The 18,871-nt window shown below is 48.2% G+C and carries 15 protein-coding genes; 10 read left to right on the forward strand and 5 right to left on the reverse strand.

Annotation, left to right across the window (positions count from 1 at the left end; all coding sequences use genetic code 11):
- The first annotated feature begins 186 nt into the window (after positions 1-186).
- The 4 genes from P2W70_RS06130 to P2W70_RS06145 are packed head-to-tail and all read left to right on the forward strand — an operon-like array spanning position 187 to position 3,838.
- Entirely contained in the window at positions 187-987 is an 801-nt protein-coding gene (locus tag P2W70_RS06130) for an SDR family NAD(P)-dependent oxidoreductase (RefSeq protein WP_276480556.1), read from the forward strand.
- Positions 988-996: 9 nt separating this feature from the next.
- Positions 997-1,986 (forward strand): NAD-dependent epimerase/dehydratase family protein, encoded by a 990-nt coding sequence (locus P2W70_RS06135; RefSeq protein WP_276480557.1) that lies wholly within the window; start codon positions 997-999, stop codon positions 1,984-1,986.
- A gap of 12 nt (positions 1,987-1,998) precedes the next feature.
- Positions 1,999-3,102, forward strand: coding sequence for a sensor histidine kinase (locus P2W70_RS06140; RefSeq protein WP_276480558.1), 1,104 nt, complete (start codon positions 1,999-2,001; stop codon positions 3,100-3,102).
- A complete protein-coding gene (locus P2W70_RS06145) occupies positions 3,083-3,838 on the forward strand; it encodes a LytR/AlgR family response regulator transcription factor (RefSeq protein ID WP_276480559.1) in 756 nt (251 codons plus the stop codon). The genes P2W70_RS06140 and P2W70_RS06145 overlap by 20 nt, the downstream gene beginning before the upstream one ends.
- A gap of 77 nt (positions 3,839-3,915) precedes the next feature.
- On the opposite strand, the gene P2W70_RS06150 is transcribed toward P2W70_RS06145, so the two are convergent.
- The 5 genes from P2W70_RS06150 to hemH form a co-directional block, all read right to left on the reverse strand.
- Entirely contained in the window at positions 3,916-4,482 is a 567-nt protein-coding gene (locus P2W70_RS06150) for a hypothetical protein (protein WP_276480560.1), read from the reverse strand.
- A 177-nt stretch (positions 4,483-4,659) separates the two neighbouring features.
- Positions 4,660-5,544, reverse strand: a complete 885-nt coding sequence (locus P2W70_RS06155; RefSeq protein WP_276480561.1) for a TraR/DksA family transcriptional regulator — start codon at positions 5,542-5,544, stop codon at positions 4,660-4,662.
- Between the two features lie 4 nt (positions 5,545-5,548).
- Positions 5,549-8,950, reverse strand: a complete 3,402-nt coding sequence (ileS, locus tag P2W70_RS06160) for an isoleucine--tRNA ligase (protein WP_276480562.1) — start codon at positions 8,948-8,950, stop codon at positions 5,549-5,551.
- Between the two features lie 1,959 nt (positions 8,951-10,909).
- Complete coding sequence (locus tag P2W70_RS06165; protein WP_276480563.1) at positions 10,910-11,440, reverse strand: CopD family protein; 531 nt, start codon at positions 11,438-11,440, stop codon at positions 10,910-10,912.
- A 27-nt stretch (positions 11,441-11,467) separates the two neighbouring features.
- A complete protein-coding gene (hemH, locus tag P2W70_RS06170) occupies positions 11,468-12,493 on the reverse strand; it encodes a ferrochelatase (RefSeq protein WP_276480564.1) in 1,026 nt (341 codons plus the stop codon).
- A gap of 338 nt (positions 12,494-12,831) precedes the next feature.
- Between hemH and hemA the strand changes: the two genes are divergently transcribed.
- The 6 genes from hemA to hemF are packed head-to-tail and all read left to right on the forward strand — an operon-like array spanning position 12,832 to position 18,858.
- Positions 12,832-14,076 carry a glutamyl-tRNA reductase gene (gene hemA, locus P2W70_RS06175; protein ID WP_276480565.1) on the forward strand — a complete coding sequence of 415 codons (1,245 nt, stop codon included), beginning with the start codon at positions 12,832-12,834 and terminating at the stop codon, positions 14,074-14,076.
- Positions 14,077-14,085: 9 nt separating this feature from the next.
- Positions 14,086-15,069 carry a hydroxymethylbilane synthase gene (hemC, locus tag P2W70_RS06180; RefSeq protein WP_276480566.1) on the forward strand — a complete coding sequence of 328 codons (984 nt, stop codon included), beginning with the start codon at positions 14,086-14,088 and terminating at the stop codon, positions 15,067-15,069.
- 4 nt (positions 15,070-15,073) lie between these two features.
- Positions 15,074-15,814, forward strand: a complete 741-nt coding sequence (locus P2W70_RS06185) for a uroporphyrinogen-III synthase (protein WP_276480567.1) — start codon at positions 15,074-15,076, stop codon at positions 15,812-15,814.
- A gap of 13 nt (positions 15,815-15,827) precedes the next feature.
- Complete coding sequence (hemE, locus tag P2W70_RS06190; RefSeq protein ID WP_276480568.1) at positions 15,828-16,904, forward strand: uroporphyrinogen decarboxylase; 1,077 nt, start codon at positions 15,828-15,830, stop codon at positions 16,902-16,904.
- 14 nt (positions 16,905-16,918) lie between these two features.
- Positions 16,919-17,926, forward strand: a complete 1,008-nt coding sequence (locus P2W70_RS06195) for an alpha/beta fold hydrolase (protein WP_276480569.1) — start codon at positions 16,919-16,921, stop codon at positions 17,924-17,926.
- Positions 17,923-18,858 (forward strand): oxygen-dependent coproporphyrinogen oxidase, encoded by a 936-nt coding sequence (gene hemF / locus P2W70_RS06200; RefSeq protein WP_276480570.1) that lies wholly within the window; start codon positions 17,923-17,925, stop codon positions 18,856-18,858. Before P2W70_RS06195 ends, hemF begins: the two co-directional genes overlap by 4 nt.
- The last annotated feature ends 13 nt before the right edge of the window (positions 18,859-18,871 follow it).

Here is an 18,871-nt window from a genome sequence, read left to right on the forward strand (position 1 = left end):
TGAAAACGGAGGCCTTGTGCCTCCGTTTTTTATTTATTTACCTCCCCTCTTACGGCTCTATGGCGGGGTGATTCTGCTCATTGTGCTTCCCCCACAACTCAGCCCTGTAATCCTACAACTCAAGGAACGATCCATGACCTACCGGCCAGGCCAGCGCATTTTTGTAGTCATTTAATGGACACTATTATGCGACACCTGACTTACACATTGATCACAGGCGCCAGTGCCGGCCTCGGCCGGGAGTTCGCCATCCACTGTGCCCGTGAAGGCAAACACCTGATACTCATAGCCCTGCCTGGCGGCCTTACAGATATTCTTGCCCACAATCTGACGAAGCTATTTGGCATCGATGTGCAGGTTTTTGAGTTTGACCTTACCGACCCGGTACTGTTACAGCAACACCTGGCCCATATTACCAGCCACTACCGTATCAATTTCCTGATCAACAATGCCGGAACAGGCGGCACCGCTGCTATACAGGATACATCACCTGAAAAGATCGACCAGATCCTGCAGCTCAACATACGCAGTACCGTGATGATCACCCATCAACTGATCCCGCACCTGTTGAAACACGAGCGCAGTTATATCATGAATATTTCCAGTATGGCGGCCTTTACCCCGATCGCTTACAAGACGGTGTATCCGGCCTCCAAAGCCTTTATTTCTTCTTTCTCGCACGGACTGCGCGAAGAACTACAGGGTACCGGACTCACCATCAGCGTGGTGTATCCCGGCCCTATTCTTACCAACTCCAACACGGCGCTACGCGTTATTCGGCAGGGCCTAAAAGGGAAAATGGGGCTATTGCCCACCGCTACCATTGCGCGGGTTGCGCTGAAGAAAACATTATCGGGTGCGCCCGTCATCATACCTGGAGCCATGAACAGGATCAACCATCTGCTGATGAAGCTGATGCCGCTCAACTGGAAACTCAGGATCGTATCACGTGCCGTAAAAAAAGAAATACAATATCAGGCCGCCTAACATATAGCCATGAAAAAAATACTGATCACCGGCGCCAATGGGCTCCTTGGCACCAATCTGGCCTGGCACCTTTACCGTTTGGGCTACCAGGTACACCTGTTTGTAAGACCTGGCGCCGATCTTCGCGGTCTCGCCGGTATGCCAGCTCAGGTTATCTATGGCCGGATCGACCATGCAGAGCAGGTAAGCGCAGCCGTGTCAGGCTGCCAATATGTGGTACATGCAGCTTCCATCACCGATCAATGGGGTATTGGATTCGAAGACTACGAACGGGTCAATTTTAAAGGTACCCGGCATATCGTGGCAGCCTGCCTGGAACATCAGATAGAGAAACTGATCCATGTGAGCACCGCGAATACCATTGGCCCCGGCACCAGACATCAACCCGGAACAGAGCTCAATGGCTTTTCACTCTTTCAAGCCGACTCGGGCTATATCAATTCCAAGTACCTCGCTCAGCAATATGTGCAGGAGCAGGTACAGGCAAGGGCCTTACCGGCTATTATCATCAACCCTACTTTCATCATCGGCCCCCGCGACTACAAACCCAGTTCGGGCAAATTGTTGCTGCATGGCCTCCGCAAGCGGTTATTGTTGTATCCGCCCGGCGGCAAGAACTTCGTATATGTGGACGATGTGTGCCAGGGCATCATCAATGCCATTCACTTGGGTGAGCCCGGCAATTGTTACCTGCTGGCTGGTCACAACCATACGTACAAGGAATTCTTTCAGCTACTCAACCGCCTGGCCGAGCAACGCCCATTCATGTTCAGGATTCCGGCCTGGGTGTTGAAAACTGCTGGATTGATGGGCTCCCTGAAAGGTATCCTGACTGGTAAACCGGGTAAACTCACCTGGTCGGCCGCCTACCTGTTGTGCATGGGCAATTACTATTCGGGAGAAAAAGCGGGGATCGATTTACGGGTAAATTATACTCCCATGGAGATCGCCTTATCAAAGGCATTGAACTGGTTTCGGGCAAATCACTACATTTATTGAGCAATCGCGTACATGAGCAATAACACCGATTATCAACGCAGGGAACAACTATTCAACAGCCGGCTGTTCCGGTACCTGTTTCGTATTGCCATCCTGTATGTATTCAGTGTCATCTTCAAATCCTTCGACCTGTCTTTCATACACGACATCGGTAACTTCAATTTTCGTTCGCAGGTATTCAGCCTGTATTATATTCTACTAGGGCTGCTTGTGTGGGAAGGTGCTGTGCGGCTTACCCGCTGGATCGAAAAGCGCATCAATCATATCCGGGCCACAGGCCGTATACTGATCCTGACCGGTATGCTCATTGCCTTTGGCATTGTTGCTGCACTGGCCTTTGGGTTCGTATACGGCATCAGTGATCGTATATTCTTTCACCGCAACGAGGCCTGGGAAAGCTTCGCGCGGCTCAGCTACAATATGCTGGCGGGTACTTTTCTGTTTTACATGATGATCCTCGCCTTCAATGGTATCATCTTTTATTACAAGGGGTGGAAGGAGTACCAGGTTCAAACGGAGCGGTTGATGCGCGAGAATATCCAGGCCAAATACGACGCCCTTCGCAACCAGATAGATCCTCATTTCTTCTTCAACTCGCTAAGTGTGCTGACCAACCTGGTCTACAAAAGCGCCGACCTGTCGGCGGATTATATTACGCAGTTGGCCAAGATATACCGTTATATACTGGACAAGAAATTTGAGAACCTGGTGACCATTCAGACAGAGCTCGACTTTCTGGAATCGTATTTGTTCCTGATCGGCATCCGCCACCAGCAAGGGATTCGCTTCCATGCCCGTATCAACGAGCAGGCTCGCACCAAAGGCATGATACCACCTGCCACCTTACAAATGCTGATCGAGAACGCCATCAAACACAACCGTTTTTCTGCCAGTGAGCCGCTTGATATTACCATCATCAGCGAAGGTGGTTATTTATGGATCACCAACCCTATCCGCTTCAAGCTGCGCTCCGAATCGCCTTCCGGCATCGGACTGGAAAACATCCGGAAGCGGTATGAATTATCGAGCGGACAGAGCATCGAAGTGACACAGTCGCATGAAACCTTTACCGTAAAGATCCCAATCATATACCAACATGAAAGTAGCCATCTTTGAAGACGAAGTTCATAATTCGGAACGGCTGATGCAACTGCTGAAGAAGTGCCGTGAGCCTATGGAGGTGGTGGCCGTGATCGATTCTGTGGCCGAAGGGATTCGCTGGATGGAACAGTCGCCTGGTGTAGACCTCATGTTGATGGATATTCAACTATCGGATGGCAATTGTTTCGAGATCTTCCGGCAAACGAATGTGAAGACCCCTATTATCTTTACCACTGCCTACGACAATTTCGCGTTGCAGGCATTCAAGGTCAACAGCATCGACTACCTCATGAAGCCCATCGATCTGAAGGAGCTGCAACAGGCGCTGGACAAGTTTCAGCAGTTCAAACCCGTTGACCGGCCTGCTATCGACATCGCCTCTATTGCGGAAGAGTTTCTGAAGCGCGACAGTACCCGGTTTATTGGGCGCCTCAACAACCAGTTGATCTATGTAAAGGCCAAGGATATTGCCTGGTTACAATTCGTGAAGGGAGTTACCTATGCCACCACCACGCAAGGGCAGAAGCTTCCACTAGACTACTCACTGGACCAGATCGAGAAATTGCTGGACCGTCATCATTTTTTCCGCATCAACCGGCAATTCATAGTGCACATCGACGCGATCAAAAAGATACTCACCTATTATAATAGCCGGCTCATCTTACAACTTCTACCGGATGCGGGCGCTGACGTGATCATTAGCCGGGAACGTGTAAACGATTTCCGCAGCTGGCTGGAAGGTAGGAGGTAGCATTTTGCAGGCATCCCAAACTGAACGATTCTCCCCCATTCAAGTATTGGTATTCTTTAGAGTGCTACCGCCGAGCGCTACTGGTTCTTTCGCAGCTTATTGAGCAGCATAATTTGCCAGGCACTCCAGCCTGCATAACCAATCAGTATCAATCCTTTCAGGATATACCCTGGCAAAAACGGCTTTTCCGTGTACGCAAAGGCATCGATCAGGCCCAAAATACCCGTTTTGGTAAGGGATTGCGACTGGTATTGCGTGTATTGCTCCAATGTATACCGGTAAGCATTAGCGAGGTCGGGAATGGCGGATATGGTTGACAATATTAAAACGTAGTAGCAGCCAGTCAATAACCATATCTTATGCTGCTGCCGCAATCGCTTCGCGCCCACCATCAACAACACCGACAGCAGTACAGAAAATATCGGGAAGAGCCCCAATGCGCGTATCGAACCGGGAAGGTTGTGGAAGATGAGCATCCGAAGGCGCCTGAATATCTCATCGGGGAAAAGAAAGCTGACAGCCGCCGCGAATCCGCGTAAAATGTAAAACTGCCAATGCAGGTAATTTGTGAGGCTTACGAAAAGAATGACACAGGCGACCATTACGGCATAACGGCCCAACAAGTTTGAGGAAAGTGGTTTCATGGATACCATTGGGAGAAAGTACAACCTTTCAACAGATATCGCAAGGTGTCAAGGTCAAAATAAGCCAGCGGGTAATCACGGCTATCGCTCCCTTTCTCATTACATCATGTCGTATAAAAACGAAAAAAGGTCGCATTGCTGCAACCTGTTTTATAGGCTAATAGTGTTAAATTACTATTACTTGTTCATCATCTGCTTGGCCTCGATGCTTAACGTAGCATGTGGCACCGCCCTCAACCGGGCCTTGTCGATGAGCTTTCCGGTCACCCGACAAATACCATACGTTTTATTCTCAATACGCATCATCGCCTTCTCCAGGTGATCAATATAATTGATCTGGCGGCTGGCCATCTGGGCAAGTTGTTCACGCTCCATGCTCATGGAACCATCTTCCATGGTCATGTAACGATTTTCGTTTTCGTCTCCTCCCATTTCATCTTTACGGGTGATCAAGCCCTGCAGATAAGAAAGTTCCTTCTTAGCCTGGTCCAGTTTCTTTTGAATCAGTTCTCTGAATTCCTGTAATTCGGCATCGCTGTAACGCATGGTTGGTCCTGTTTGAATGTTTTCTGGTTGATCCAATACGGATTTCGTGAACTCCGGCTCGTATTTACGAACCGTTTTAGTTTTGATCTCGGGTATTACCACCTTGACCGGTTTAGCGGGCACTACTGGCTTTTTGGGCGGTGGTGGCGGCGCAACAGGCTCCGGCTTTTTTACTTCTTCCTTCGGCGGCTCGGGTTTCTTTTCCACTTTAACGGGTTCAGGGACAGGTTTTTTCACCAATGGTTTGGGTTCGGGCTTTGCAGGCGCTTTCGCCACCGGCTTGGCAGCCACAGCAGCAACCTTGGCAACAGGCTTCTTTTCAGCAACAGCCTTTGTGCCATTTGGCTTGGCCGATTTGGGCGCCGCCGGCTTGACAGCAGGCTTGGGAGCTGCTTTCGGTGCGGGCTTACTGACTTTACCAGCAGATTTGGCAGCGGGCTTTTTTGCCGCCACTGCAGCCTTCTTGGGAGCAATCGACTTTTTAGCTGGCTTAGCTGCTTTCTTCTTGGTTGCCATACTGTTAGGCTTTTTTTGTAACGAACACTTTTAGTGAAATATCGTTTACCTCAATTTCGGTGCCATTGGGCAATTCGGATACCAATTCCAGCGTATCTGCCAAAATTTCGGCGCAAATATAATTATTAAACTGGGCTATAGATTGCTTGAGATCCGGGTTTTCGGTCAACTGCACTGCTATCCTGTCGGTCAATTCATAGCCGTTGTCTTTTCGGATTTTCTGGATACGATTAACGAGTTCGCGGGCATTGCCCTCGTTGATCAACTCAGGGGTTACGGTTACATCCAGTGCTACAGTCAGAGAGTCCTTATTGGCGACCATCCAGCCTGGGATATCCTCGCTGGTGATCTCTACTTCATTAACCTGTAATATTAAGGGTTCGTTATCAATAAACAATGAAATAGACCCTTCTTTTTCTAACACCTGGATGTCTTCCTGTGCAAAACCGGCCAAAGCGGCAGCTACGGCCTTCATTTTGCCCCCCAGCTTCTTACCCAGGGCAATATAATTGGGCTTGATCTTCTTTTTAATAAACCCAAGATCTTCTGTGAGATATTGAATCTCTTTCACGTTTACTTCGCTCTTGATCAGGTCTTCTACCCGGCCTATCTGCTCTTTCATGGAAGGGTTGAACACGGGGATCAGTACCTTTTGCAACGGTTGGCGAACCTTGTATTTTGAGGTCTTCCGAAGTGATAAAACGAGTGACGAAATGTCCTGCGCCAGCTGCATTCTCTCTTCTAAAGCAACATCGATGGCCGCTTCATTGGACTTCGGGAACAGGGCATGATGGATAGATTGTTCAAGGTTGCGGCCAGTCACGGCGTTTAGATTCCTAAACAACATGTCGCTAAAAAACGGCGAAATGGGCGCCATCAACTTGGCCACGGTCTCCAGGCATTCGTACAGGGTTTGATAGGCACAGATCTTGTCCAGCTCGTACTCACCCTTCCAGAACCGGCGACGGCACAAACGTACGTACCAATTGCTAAGATGCTCATCTACAAACTCTTCGATCAAACGACCAGCCTGGGTAGGCTCGTAGTCGTTCATGTACTCCTCTACCTTTTTGATCAGGGTGTTGAGCGAAGAAAGTATCCAGCGATCGATTTCCGGGCGCTGCTCCAGTGGTACATAAGCCTCTTTAAAGGAAAAGCCGTCCACATTGGAATACAGGGCAAAAAACTGATATGTATTATATAATGTACCGAAGAACTTACGCTGTACTTCTTTGATACCCTCCAGGTCAAATTTCAAATTATCCCAGGGTGATGCATTGGTAATCAAATACCAACGGGTAGCATCGGCGCCAAACTGCTCTATGGTTTTGAAAGGATCTACCACGTTACCGAGGCGCTTGCTCATTTTATTGCCGTTCTTATCGAGCACCAATCCATTAGAAACCACTGTTTTATAGGCAACGCTGCCATACAACAGCGAAGAGATGGCGTGAAGGGTATAAAACCACCCACGGGTTTGGTCAACGCCTTCTGCGATAAAATCGGCCGGATAGTTCTTGTCAAAAGGTGCTTTGAATGGACGCGGATCTCCGGCAGCCAGCTTATCGTAGTCGAGTCCCCACTGCGCATAAGGCATAGCACCGCTGTCGAACCAAACGTCGATCAGGTCGGGCACCCGTTTCATTGGTTTACCCGATGGACTAACAAGGACGATCTCGTCCACATAAGGCTTGTGGAGATCGAGGATACCTTCATGGAGGTAGTGCTTGTTTACATCGCCTCCCAGCACCTCATTGGCTTTTCTGATGGCTTCATTGAGCTCGCCAATGGTACCGATGCAAACTTCTTCCTGGCCATCTTCTGTTTTCCAAACGGGCAACGGCGTACCCCAGAAACGGCTACGGCTGAGGTTCCAGTCTACCATATTCTCGAGCCAGTTGCCGAAGCGTCCCTCGCCGGTAGATTTTGGTTTCCAGTTGATGGTCTTGTTGAGCGCTACCATCTGGTCTTTGATCGCCGTGGTTTTGATGAACCAGGCATCCAGCGGATAATACAATACCGGCTTGTCGGTGCGCCAGCAATGCGGGTAGTTGTGTTCATATTTCTCGACCTTGAAGGCGCGGTTCTCTTTCTTCAGCTTTACACTGATGTCGACGTTCACGTCTACATAAGCGGGATCGTCTTTGTAGTTTTTGACAAAGCGGTTACTGAATTCGCCCAATCCGGCTACAAATTTACCCTGCTTATCGACCAATACGAGCTTCTCGCGTTTGCCGTATTCATTGACATACGTGAAATAACCAATGCCGTATTTTGTACCAACGCGATAGTCATCTGCACCGAAGTCGGGCGCAGTATGTACGATACCGGTACCGTCTTCTGTCGTTACAAAATCGCCCACCATGACCTGGAAGGGCTTCGCATCTGGCAGACTATAGCTGATCGAGTCGGGAGAATTGGCGTCGAATGGCAGTAATTGTTCGTAATGGGCACCTTCAATCTTAGCACCTTTGAATTCTGTCAGTATTTTCCAGGGCAACAATTTGTCGCCTTCCTTGTAGGCTGCAAAATCAGCTGTTTCACCTTCGGGTTTGAAGTATTTGCCGAGCAGGTCTTTTGCCAATACTACATTCACCGGCAGGTGCGTATATGGATTGAACGTTTTTACCAGAACATAATTGATGTTGCCCCCCATGGTAAGACCCAGGTTGGATGGGAGTGTCCAGGGAGTGGTCGTCCAAGCCAGGAAGTATACATCGGGACTATCCGTCGCAGATGATTGATTGCCGGCTGCTTCAAACAGGAATGCAGTTTTTGCATCCTTTAAAGCTTTGAACATTGCCACGGCTGATGTGTCCTTCACCATTTTGTAGGTACCGGGTTGGTTCAATTCGTGTGAACTGAGACCAGTACCTGCCGCGGGCGAGTAGGGCTGAATGCTCACACTTTCGTAGAGGAGGCCCTTTTTGTACAACTGACTCAGCAGGTACCAAAGGGTTTCTACATATTTGTTGTCGAATGTGATATAGGGATCTTTCAGATCGACCCAATACCCCATTTTACGGGTGATATCGTCCCATTTGTCTTTGTAGCGCAATACCGCTTCGCGACATTTCTGGTTGTATTCTTCTACGGAAATTTTCTTACCGATGTCTTCTTTGGTGATCCCCAGTTCTTTCTCCACACCCAATTCGATGGGTAGGCCATGCGTATCCCAACCGCCTTTGCGCTTTACCTGGAAACCCTGCATGGTTTTATAACGGCATACAAGATCCTTCAAAGTACGGCTGATCACGTGGTGAATGCCGGGCATACCGTTGGCACTGGGCGGACCTTCGTAAAAAACGAAGTGTGCAGCCCCTTCCCGAACGGACATACTTTTTTCGAAAGCCTCTTGCTCATTCCATAAAGCCAGTATTTCCTGCTCCATTGCAGGTAAATTCAAGTGCGAGAATTCTCTGTATTTCGACGACATAATGATTAAAACCTAAGCCGGTAAAAAATTGTATTTAAAAAGTGTGCAAAGTTACAGAAATATAGCTATATAGGCGGCGATCCGTTGCAGAGACCCCGATTAGATAAAATATTACGAGATACTGTTGTTTATCAATCAATTAGGGAAATTGGGCAGAGGAAATATAGCCCTGTAGCTATCCAGGTCCTATTGGGGGCTCAATGGATAGAAGGAGAGTATCCGTTTCTGCCTGACAAAGTAAACATTACACAAACGCTTCTGAAGTTGACGTAGGGTGTATTTTATCACCGCCAACAGGTCGCGTTGTACAGCAAAAACTGTACAACGGGCACCTCAAAGAGTTGACAATCAATATATATTATCCCTTCACGCAAGTTTTATCGCGCGGACGCATGGTCGCACTGCCGAGCTACTGCCGAGGTGGTGCCGAGCCACTGCCGAGCTGGTGCCGTGCTTTAGGTCTTCGATAGGTTCGGTATAGGTCCGCTGTTGGTCTACGGAAGCCGGGGAACCATTGAGGCCCAACCAGCCCTACACAGTGAACTTAGTCAGGAAAAAACAACTTACCATCAGCGGCTATTTTATGGGTCATATTTAGATCATATCCATGGGCATTACCAGGCATCTACCATGTAGATGGCATGAAGTCGCCTATATAGCAGATATATCCTGGTTACACTTCTTCAACTTCGGCTGTACTATTAATATATATAACGGCGATATCAGGTGTGGGTCGGTGTCGGTCGCGGACAAGCCCCCTGTATTAAGTTCCAACCATACCCTCAGGCATCAACACATGTACTTTTGTGGGTAGTAATTTTACGATCGCAGTCAATCGACTGCATCATCTTTATGTAGGAGGCGATAGGCAGGTAAGCATGCAGGTAATAGATGACATCTGATAGAATAACCATAGGCGCTCACTGCAATGACCGAATACAATGTTTAGATATACCCTGTTAGTGGTATTATACATTTTCGGTTAAGCGTTGCACGGATGTCAATCATGCGAATGGGTAGTGAGGTTGATTAAAAATGCCCCACTTATTTGTGGAATGGGAAAAAAAATGGACAATATGAATTGACGTAAGACGGGTACTTGTGTTTGACATTTCTTGAAGTAATGTTAGACACTCTGATGCTACAACATCAATAAGGCAACATAAATAATGCTCTGTTATATAGATTCGTTAAAATGAGATTAAATGGCTTAACAATTCAAAAGATTCTTAATTGTTTTTAACGTTTCGGCACGTTTGGCATAATTTATGGAAATATATTCAACGTTACTGATGACGTGGTAAATGCAAATGAATGTGTGGTTCGGATCAAGTGAAAATACGGCAAGGAATTTGCAACATATTCTAAGTAAGTTTACTGCGTGTAATTTAGATATTTGATATATATTCATAAAAGTTTACATGAAAAACCTTTTCTACGGTTTAGGGTTTAGGGGTTAAAAAGGGGAGTATTCCTGCTCCCCTTTCCTTTTAAAACTCTAATGGCGTTGGAAAGGTTTTTCTCATTTATATACCTCCCTGTACGCTTATCTTCAAGCCCTTGTAAATCAGTCTCCTTTTTTCTTTCCTGGTTGCCTTGGTATTTAGCAGGAGTAGCTTATTGCTTTTCTTTGTCTATATATTGGTGGGTATCTGCCACTTAATCCCAAAAACGTGGTTTCTTCCATTGGAACAGCTTCAATTGGCCGCCTGTTTATACCCTAATTCTTGGAGGCACGAGCTTACGTTTCTTGCAATACCTTATTATCTGCCTTGCAATTTATTAGATGTCCCTGCGTGAATTATTTCAAGAGTGCGATTGGGTCTGGCTTTTTGACTTCCTACAGGTATAAACGCACCCCACCGGGCATTTGATAGCGCCATCAAATCGCTTACAAATTACAGGCAGCGTGATAACCCTGATGAGTGGTTAATTCCTTTTTTTGCGCAATACTTTGTATATCCTGATTGCGCTCATCAGCAGCACGACAAACAACAGCAGTCCAATAATGCCCCAAAGAAAGCTGAGACTTTGCTTAACGACAACCAGCATCACAATGGCAACCAGGAAGATGGTAGCAACCTCATTCCAAATCCGCAACTGTTGCGAGGAGTATTTAAAAACACCCTGCACTTGTTGTTTGAAAATCCTGTGCAGGGAAAAGAAGTAAATATACAGGCCAACTACGAAACCAAGCTTGATGACCAGCCATTGCGGCGTTACCCCCAGCAAATGCCAGGTGGTAAGTCCGAATACCAATGTCAATACCGCCGAAGGCCAGGTGATTCCGTACCACAAGCGCTTCATCATCACCGCAAATTGTTCACGTAGTGCTGACTTTACGATGTCTGGTTTATCAGCCGCTTCTGTATTGTAAATGAACAGTCGCGGCATATAAAACATACCTGCAAACCAGGTAACGATAAAGATAATATGGAGTGCTTTGATGTATAGAAACATATTGCTATTGATCGATTCGAGGATGCGTTAGGCAGTTTTGTCTACCAACGCTTTCACCGCCTTGATCCATAAGGGATGTACGTTGAGACAGGGGATCAGGGTAAACTCTTCTCCACCCGCATGCAGGAAGATCTCGCGGCCTTCTTCTCCCATTTCTTCCAGCGTCTCGAGACAGTCACTTACAAAAGCCGGACAAAGCAGCAGGATCTTCTTCACTCCTTCCCTGGGCCATTCAGCCAATCGCACTGCCGTATAAGGCTTCAACCACTCATCACGCCCCAGGCGGGACTGAAAAGAGAACTCGACTTTCGAGGCGGGAATATTCAATGCCTTTGCGATCAAATTGGTTGTTTCAATACACTGATGCCGGTAGCAGGTTTTATGCGCTTCGGAATCAACCGAACAACAATCAGCATTCTTTAGACAATGCGTTCCGGTAGGATCACCTTTCAGAATATGGCGTTCGGGAATACCGTGATAACTGAAAATAATTTTGTCGTATTCCTGGTGCAGATATGGTTTGATACTATCCGCCAGCGCTTCTAGGTAATCTGCATCATCGTAGAAAGGCGGCACGACGGTGAGCTTAAATTTGTAGTTGCCTTTCTTATGCGCCTTCTTGGCATATTCAACCGCCGTTTCGTAGCTAGACATAGCATAATGTGGATACAAGGGTACCAGCACCACCTCATCGAGGTCGGGTTGCTTCGCCAGCAACTCGTCGAAGGCCGTCCAGGGGGCAGGAGTTCCGTACCGCATGGCCAGCGCCACCGGTTCGCCTACCTCAGCCTGCAGGGCTTCCTGTAACTGTTTGCTGATCACGATCAGCGGGGAGCCGTCTTTGGTCCAGATGGACTTGTAAGCGGCCGCTGATTTCGGCGCGCGGAAGGGAACGATAATTCCTTTTACCAGCAAAGCCCGCCACAATAACGGGGTGTCGATCACCCTCCCATCCATCAGAAATTCATCCAGGTACTTCCGTACGTCCTTGACTTCGGTAGAATCGGGCGAACCCAGATTCATCAAAACTATGCCTCTCTTTGTCGCGCTCATATGATTGAAATAGTTCGCAAATTTAGTTCAGTAACCAGCCCCAACAATTATTTTTTGCGTAACACAATATTGGGACATCACCCGAATATGTGACAAACGACTGTTCGCATGGTTCATTTTCTAAGCAAACATGCCTGTTTCACGACAATCCCTGTCTGTCTTCAAACCCTTCACCATGGCTGTTTCCGTCGCGACCGCCTCTGCAAAAGGCTGATGTGGATCACCCCAATATGTGACAGAGATCAGCGGGTAAAATGACAGTAGAATGACAGACAGATTAGGTGGTTGGCGCTTGCGAAGGTATTTTTGCACAGTCAATTCTCTGAACCATATACCTCATGCAAGGACACAGTAGCAAGGACATATCTAAGTTTTTTATAGCGGGGATCAACTATAAGAAAACTGATGCAGCGATCAGGGGTCAATTTGCGATCAACAACGACCAATATGCCACCCTGCTCACACTCGCTCCTTCGTATGGTTTGCATGAGCTGTTTATTCTCTCCACTTGCAATCGCACAGAAATTTATGGTTTCGCTGAACATGCCGGTCAACTGATCAGCTTGCTCTGTACACAATCCGAGGGTAATACCGAAGATTTTGCACGCATGGCCTATATCAAGAATGGTGTTGACGCCATGGAGCATCTTTTCACAGTAGGTGCTGGTCTCGACTCGCAGATCCTGGGAGATTACGAGATTGTAGGGCAGTTAAAACTGGCTGTGAAATTTGCCCGGGAGCACAATTATGTGGGCACCTACCTCGACCGTATGGTCGGTAGTGTATTGCAATCTTCCAAGGCTGTTAAGACGCGCACTGCCATCAGCGATGGCACCGTTTCGGTTTCTTTCGCTGCTGTACAATATATCCGGAAACAATTTGCCCACCTGAAAGGCAAAAAGATTCTATTGGTCGGAGTTGGTAAGATCGGGCGCAATACCTGCAAAAACCTGGTCGACTACCTCGAAACCACCGATATTACCCTCATCAACCGTACCGCTGAAAAAGCGATGGAGCTGGCTGGTGAACTGGGCTTACAGTATGCCCCTATCGAAGAGCTGGCGTACCACATCGACCAATCAGATATCATTCTGGTGGCGACCAATGCGGCCCAGCCAACTATATTGAAATCGCACCTCGAAGGCAAGTCAGACAAACTGATCATTGACTTGTCCATTCCCTATAACGTAGAGATAGCAGCACAAGAGCTGCCCAATGTACATTTGGTGAATGTCGACGAGCTGTCGAAACTGAAGGATGAGACCTTGCAGAAACGTGAAGCGGAAGTTCCTAAAGTCAGGCTGATCATAGACGAACACATGACAGAATTCATGGAATGGTTCGAAATGCGCAAGCATGTACCGGTTCTGAAAGCTGTAAAAACCAAATTACAGGAAATACAAACCTATCCCCTCTACCTGAAAGGCCTTTCTCCCGTTTCTACAACCTGCACTACGATAGAGGCTGACGCGAAAATTCAGCGTGTGATCAATGGCATGGCTACCAAGATGCGCCGCGAAAACCAACGTGGCTGTTATTACATTGAAGCCATTAACGAGTTTATTGCCACGGGTTCTAACTAATTTTGTTGCATGAAACAAGCAATCCGCATCGGAACCAGGGAAAGTCAACTGGCCGTGTGGCAGGCTATGCAGGTAAAAGAACTGCTGGCCGCACAGGGCATTCCGGCAGAACTGGTTTATATCAAAAGCGAAGGAGACATCGATCTCCAGACACCTCTTTACGAAATGGGCGTACAGGGGATTTTTACGCGTAGCCTCGACATAGCCCTGCTCAGCAATCGCATCGATATCGCTGTGCACTCGATGAAGGATGTGCCCACACAGCTGCCCAAAGGCATCGTACCAGCCGCCGCACTGAAACGTGCCAGTTGGAAAGACCTTTTGGTATACAAAGGCGATCTGCCTTCCCTTTCCACCGACCTTGGCATTGAAAATGGCACCTGGCTACCAACCGAAAAAAACGCCAGCTTTACCCGGTCACGGCTGACGATTGCCACCAGCAGCATTCGCCGTAAAGCTCAATGGTTACATCGCTATCCACAGCACCAGCTCGAGAACCTGCGCGGAAATGTCAATACCCGCATGACCAAGGTAGCCGAGAGTACCTGGAGTGGTGCCATATTTGCCGCTGCCGGCCTCGAACGTATCTCCCTTCGACCCGAAAACTCCATTGAACTCGATTGGATGTTACCAGCACCTGCACAGGGCGCCATCATGGTGGTTTGCCGGGAAGCTGATAAAGACTTACTCGATATTTGCCAGGCATTTAATGACGAAGACACTGCCATCTGTACCCAAATGGAGCGTGACTTTCTACGTGCATTGCTGGGAGGTTGTTCTACCCCGATTAGTGCACTGGCGGAGATAAAGGACGGTCAGATACACTTTCAAGGTAATATCTTGTCTGTAGATGGACAGCAGATTGCGTCCATCGATCAAGTGATCAGCCGTGCGGCAGCTACTGGTGCCGGCAACGAGCTCGCACAAACATTGCTGGCCAATGGCGGACAGCCGATCGCCAACAGTATTCAACAGACGGCCGCCAAAGTATAAACACATGGCAAGCCAACACACCATATTAAGCACTAAGAAGCTGGAACCGGGCATACGGAATCAGCTGGAAGCGAATGGCATTCATTTGGTAGAGCAACCCTTCATCGACGTTCAACCGATCGTCAATTACAGCAAATACAAAGAGATCTGGCCGGTACTAAATGTGAAAGCTGATCAGGCCATCGTCTTTACAAGCAAACATGCTGTGGAAGCCATCGGCAAACACCTGAGTGGCGGCGATGCGGTATATATTCCCGACAACTGGGAGATATTCTGCCTGGACGGTGCCACCAAGGACAAGGTAACCGAGGTATTCTCCGCGCTGCATATTGTTGCAACGGCTCCCAATGCCACTGAGTTAGCAGCAAAGATCATTGCCTACGGAGACTTCAAAGAAGTCGTATTCTTTTGTGGTAACCAACGACTCGACACAGTACCGGATGCACTGAAGGCAGGCGGTATTGGTGTAAAAGAGATCGTCGTATACAACACAACAGATACCCCATCCCCCATAGAAACGAATTCGTTCAGTGCCGTTTTGTTCTTTAGTCCTAGTGGCGTGAAGAGCTTTTTCTCGGTCAACTCGTTGCCACCCGCAGCCGTATGTATTGCCATTGGCGCAACGACAGCCGGCATTTTGAGCAACTACATCACCAACAGGATCATCATCAGCGCAGTGGCCACTCAGCTCTCTATGGCCGAAAGCGTAACCGATTACCTGCAACAAATTGATTCATACAAATAGCAACTCAATAACAATGACATCATCCACACAGCAAACAGCAACGACTACTAGCGGCACTCCCCTGCAGAATGACCTTATACTACGCACCCTGCGTGGTGAGCCAACAGAACGCACCCCTGTTTGGATGATGCGTCAGGCTGGTCGTTACCTGCCCGATTATATCAAGCTGCGTGAAAAATATTCCTTCTTCGAGCGTTGCGAAACGCCCGAGCTGGCTACGGAGATCACCCTGCAGCCCATTGACCAGGTAGGTGTTGACGCGGCGATCATCTTCTCCGATATCCTGGTGGTACCTAAAGCTATGGGGTTGGAAGTGCAGCTGCTCGAGGGCAAAGGTCCCTTTCTGCCCGATCCCATCAAACAAGCCAGCGACCTCAACCGTATCTATATTCCAGATGTAGAAGAAAAGCTCGGTTATGTGTTCGACGCCCTGCGTCTCACTAAAAAAGAACTCAATGGCCGTGTACCGTTAATCGGATTTGCCGGTGCCCCCTGGACCATTCTCTGTTATATGGTACAAGGCAAAGGTTCAAAAACCTTCGATGAGGCCAAGGCATTTTGCTATACACAACCTGAAACAGCCCACCGCTTGCTTCAAATGATCACCGATACGACTATCGCCTACCTGAAGCAACAGGTTAAAGCGGGTGTAGATATGATCCAGATCTTCGACAGCTGGGGTGGCCTGCTGAGCCCGGCTGATTTTGAAAATATTTCCCTGCGCTATATCCGTCAGATCGTAGCGGCCCTGAAAGAAGAAGTATTGACCATCATCTTCGCAAAAGGCGCCTGGCATTCGCTCGATGGCATGGCAGCTACCGGTGCCCATGGCCTTGGTATCGACTGGTGCATCAAGCCACAACTCGCCCGCCAGATGGCAGGAGACAACATCGTATTGCAAGGTAATTTTGATCCGGCCAAATTGTTGTCGCCTATTCCGGTTATCGAACAGGAAGTAACAGCTATGCTGCAGGCCTTTGGGCCGAAAGGTCATATCGCTAATCTGGGGCATGGTATTTTACCAAATGTACCGGTAGACCACGCCAAGGCCTTTGTCAATACGGTAAAGAATTACCAACACAAAGGCTAATTAAAATCTCCGTTATGAAATCACTACTTCGACATATCCTGGTGGCTGTAAGCATGATCGCTGTTAGTGCGAGTGCAGTAACTGCGCAAGCGTCCAAAGCTCTAGGGCTGTGCCTGGAAAACTATGATTATCCATTTCCGGTGCAGTACATCACCCTCAGCATTCAGCAACAGCCGCTTAAGATGGCTTACATGGATGTAAAACCTGCCCATGGTAATGGGAAAGTAGTGTTGTTACTGCACGGGAAAAATTTCAACGGAGCCTACTGGCAGACCACCGCAAAGGCACTTTCGGATAAGGGCTTTCGCGTAATCATTCCTGACCAGATAGGCTTTGGAAAATCGTCCAAGCCTACATCCATTCAATATACCTTCCAATTGCTGGCCCGCAACACCAAAGCCATATTGGATACCCTGCAGATAGGAAAGGTTTCGATACTAGGCCACTCCATGGGTGGTATGGTGGCTACGCGCTTCACCTTGATGTATCCAGAGTTGTTGGACAAGTTCATACTTGAAAACCCTATCGGCCTTGAAGATTGGAAACTGAAGGTTCCTTACCAGCCGATCGAATCCTGGTATGCCAATGAACTGAAGCAAGATTATAACGCCATCAAAAAATACCAGCTCGACAATTACTATGGTGGCCAATGGAAGCCGGAATACGACGAGTGGGTGAACCTGCTGGCCGGCTGGACGTTGAGTCCCGAATACAGCCGGATAGCCTGGAATGCCGCACTGACGTACGACATGATCTTTACGCAACCGGTAGTGTATGAGTTTGACCAGATCAAAGCACCAACGTTGCTGATCATTGGCCAGCGTGACCGCACTGCGCTGGGTAAAGCCAATGCACCGGAAGACGTACGCAAAACGCTTGGCAACTATCCGGCACTTGGTAAACAAACACGCGACCGGATCAAAGGCTCACAACTTGTAGAACTCGACAATGTAGGCCATCTGCCCCATATAGAAGCATTCGATCGTTTCATTCAACCACTGATAGCATTCCTACAATCATGAGCACGACACCCATAGCCCTCCAAACGCTTAAGGAACAGTGGATGAACTATATCCATGATCTGCAAGACCGTATTTGTAATGCCCTCGAAACCATCGATGGACAGGCAACTTTTCAGGAAGACAAATGGGAACGTGCAGAAGGTGGTGGTGGAAGAACCCGGGTAATCTCCGGCGGAAATGTGTTTGAGAAGGGGGGAGTGAATACTTCTGTGGTATTCGGGCCAGTCACAGATCTTATGCGTACACAATTGAAGATCAATGGAGACAACTGGTTTGCCTGTGGTCTTTCGCTGGTACTGCACCCCAACAACCCATTTGTACCCACGGTGCATTGTAATTACCGCATGTTTGAATTGTACAATGAAAAACAGGAGGTGATCGATCGCTGGTTTGGTGGCGGCACGGACCTTACTCCTTACTATATTTTCGAAGAAGATGCGATGCACTTTCACGGCACTTATAAGGAGGTGTGCGACCGGTTTGACGGTTCTTTCTTTCAAAAGTTCAAGAAGGAATGTGACAACTATTTCGTCAACAAACACCGCAACCATGAGCGACGCGGGATCGGGGGCATCTTTTATGACTACCAACGCCCTGCAGCCGGTCAGGATGAGGATTACTGGATGAATTTTGGAAAGGCCTGTGGGAATGCCTTCTTAACCGCGTACCTACCTATTGTAGAAAAGCGTAAAGACCTGCCCTTCACTCCTGAAAACAAATACTGGCAGGAAATACGTCGTGGCCGGTATACAGAATTCAACCTCGTACACGACCGGGGTACTATCTTTGGTCTCAAGACGAATGGGCGCATTGAAAGCATCCTGATGAGCCTGCCTCCTACCGTTCGTTTTGATTACAACTACCAACCCGTACCCGGTTCTGAAGAAGACAAACTGTTGCAGGCCTGCCTGCAACCAAAGGATTGGGTATAATGACAGGAACCAG

The organism is Paraflavitalea pollutisoli (assembly GCF_029360705.1).
Taxonomy (GTDB): domain Bacteria; phylum Bacteroidota; class Bacteroidia; order Chitinophagales; family Chitinophagaceae; genus Paraflavitalea; species Paraflavitalea pollutisoli.

Excerpts from the sequence above, each read along its gene's own strand:
- P2W70_RS06130 (WP_276480556.1), top strand. The coding sequence starts at position 187 with ATGCGACACCTGACTTACACATTGATCACAGGCGCCAGTGCCGGCCTC.
- P2W70_RS06135 (WP_276480557.1), top strand. The coding sequence starts at position 997 with ATGAAAAAAATACTGATCACCGGCGCCAATGGGCTCCTTGGCACCAAT.
- P2W70_RS06140 (WP_276480558.1), top strand. The coding sequence starts at position 1,999 with ATGAGCAATAACACCGATTATCAACGCAGGGAACAACTATTCAACAGC.
- P2W70_RS06145 (WP_276480559.1), top strand. The coding sequence starts at position 3,083 with ATGAAAGTAGCCATCTTTGAAGACGAAGTTCATAATTCGGAACGGCTG.
- P2W70_RS06150 (WP_276480560.1), bottom strand. The coding sequence starts at position 4,482 with ATGAAACCACTTTCCTCAAACTTGTTGGGCCGTTATGCCGTAATGGTC.
- P2W70_RS06155 (WP_276480561.1), bottom strand. The coding sequence starts at position 5,544 with ATGGCAACCAAGAAGAAAGCAGCTAAGCCAGCTAAAAAGTCGATTGCT.
- P2W70_RS06165 (WP_276480563.1), bottom strand. The coding sequence starts at position 11,440 with ATGTTTCTATACATCAAAGCACTCCATATTATCTTTATCGTTACCTGG.
- hemH (WP_276480564.1), bottom strand. The coding sequence starts at position 12,493 with ATGAGCGCGACAAAGAGAGGCATAGTTTTGATGAATCTGGGTTCGCCC.
- hemA (WP_276480565.1), top strand. The coding sequence starts at position 12,832 with ATGCAAGGACACAGTAGCAAGGACATATCTAAGTTTTTTATAGCGGGG.
- hemC (WP_276480566.1), top strand. The coding sequence starts at position 14,086 with ATGAAACAAGCAATCCGCATCGGAACCAGGGAAAGTCAACTGGCCGTG.
- P2W70_RS06185 (WP_276480567.1), top strand. The coding sequence starts at position 15,074 with ATGGCAAGCCAACACACCATATTAAGCACTAAGAAGCTGGAACCGGGC.
- hemE (WP_276480568.1), top strand. The coding sequence starts at position 15,828 with ATGACATCATCCACACAGCAAACAGCAACGACTACTAGCGGCACTCCC.
- P2W70_RS06195 (WP_276480569.1), top strand. The coding sequence starts at position 16,919 with ATGAAATCACTACTTCGACATATCCTGGTGGCTGTAAGCATGATCGCT.
- hemF (WP_276480570.1), top strand. The coding sequence starts at position 17,923 with ATGAGCACGACACCCATAGCCCTCCAAACGCTTAAGGAACAGTGGATG.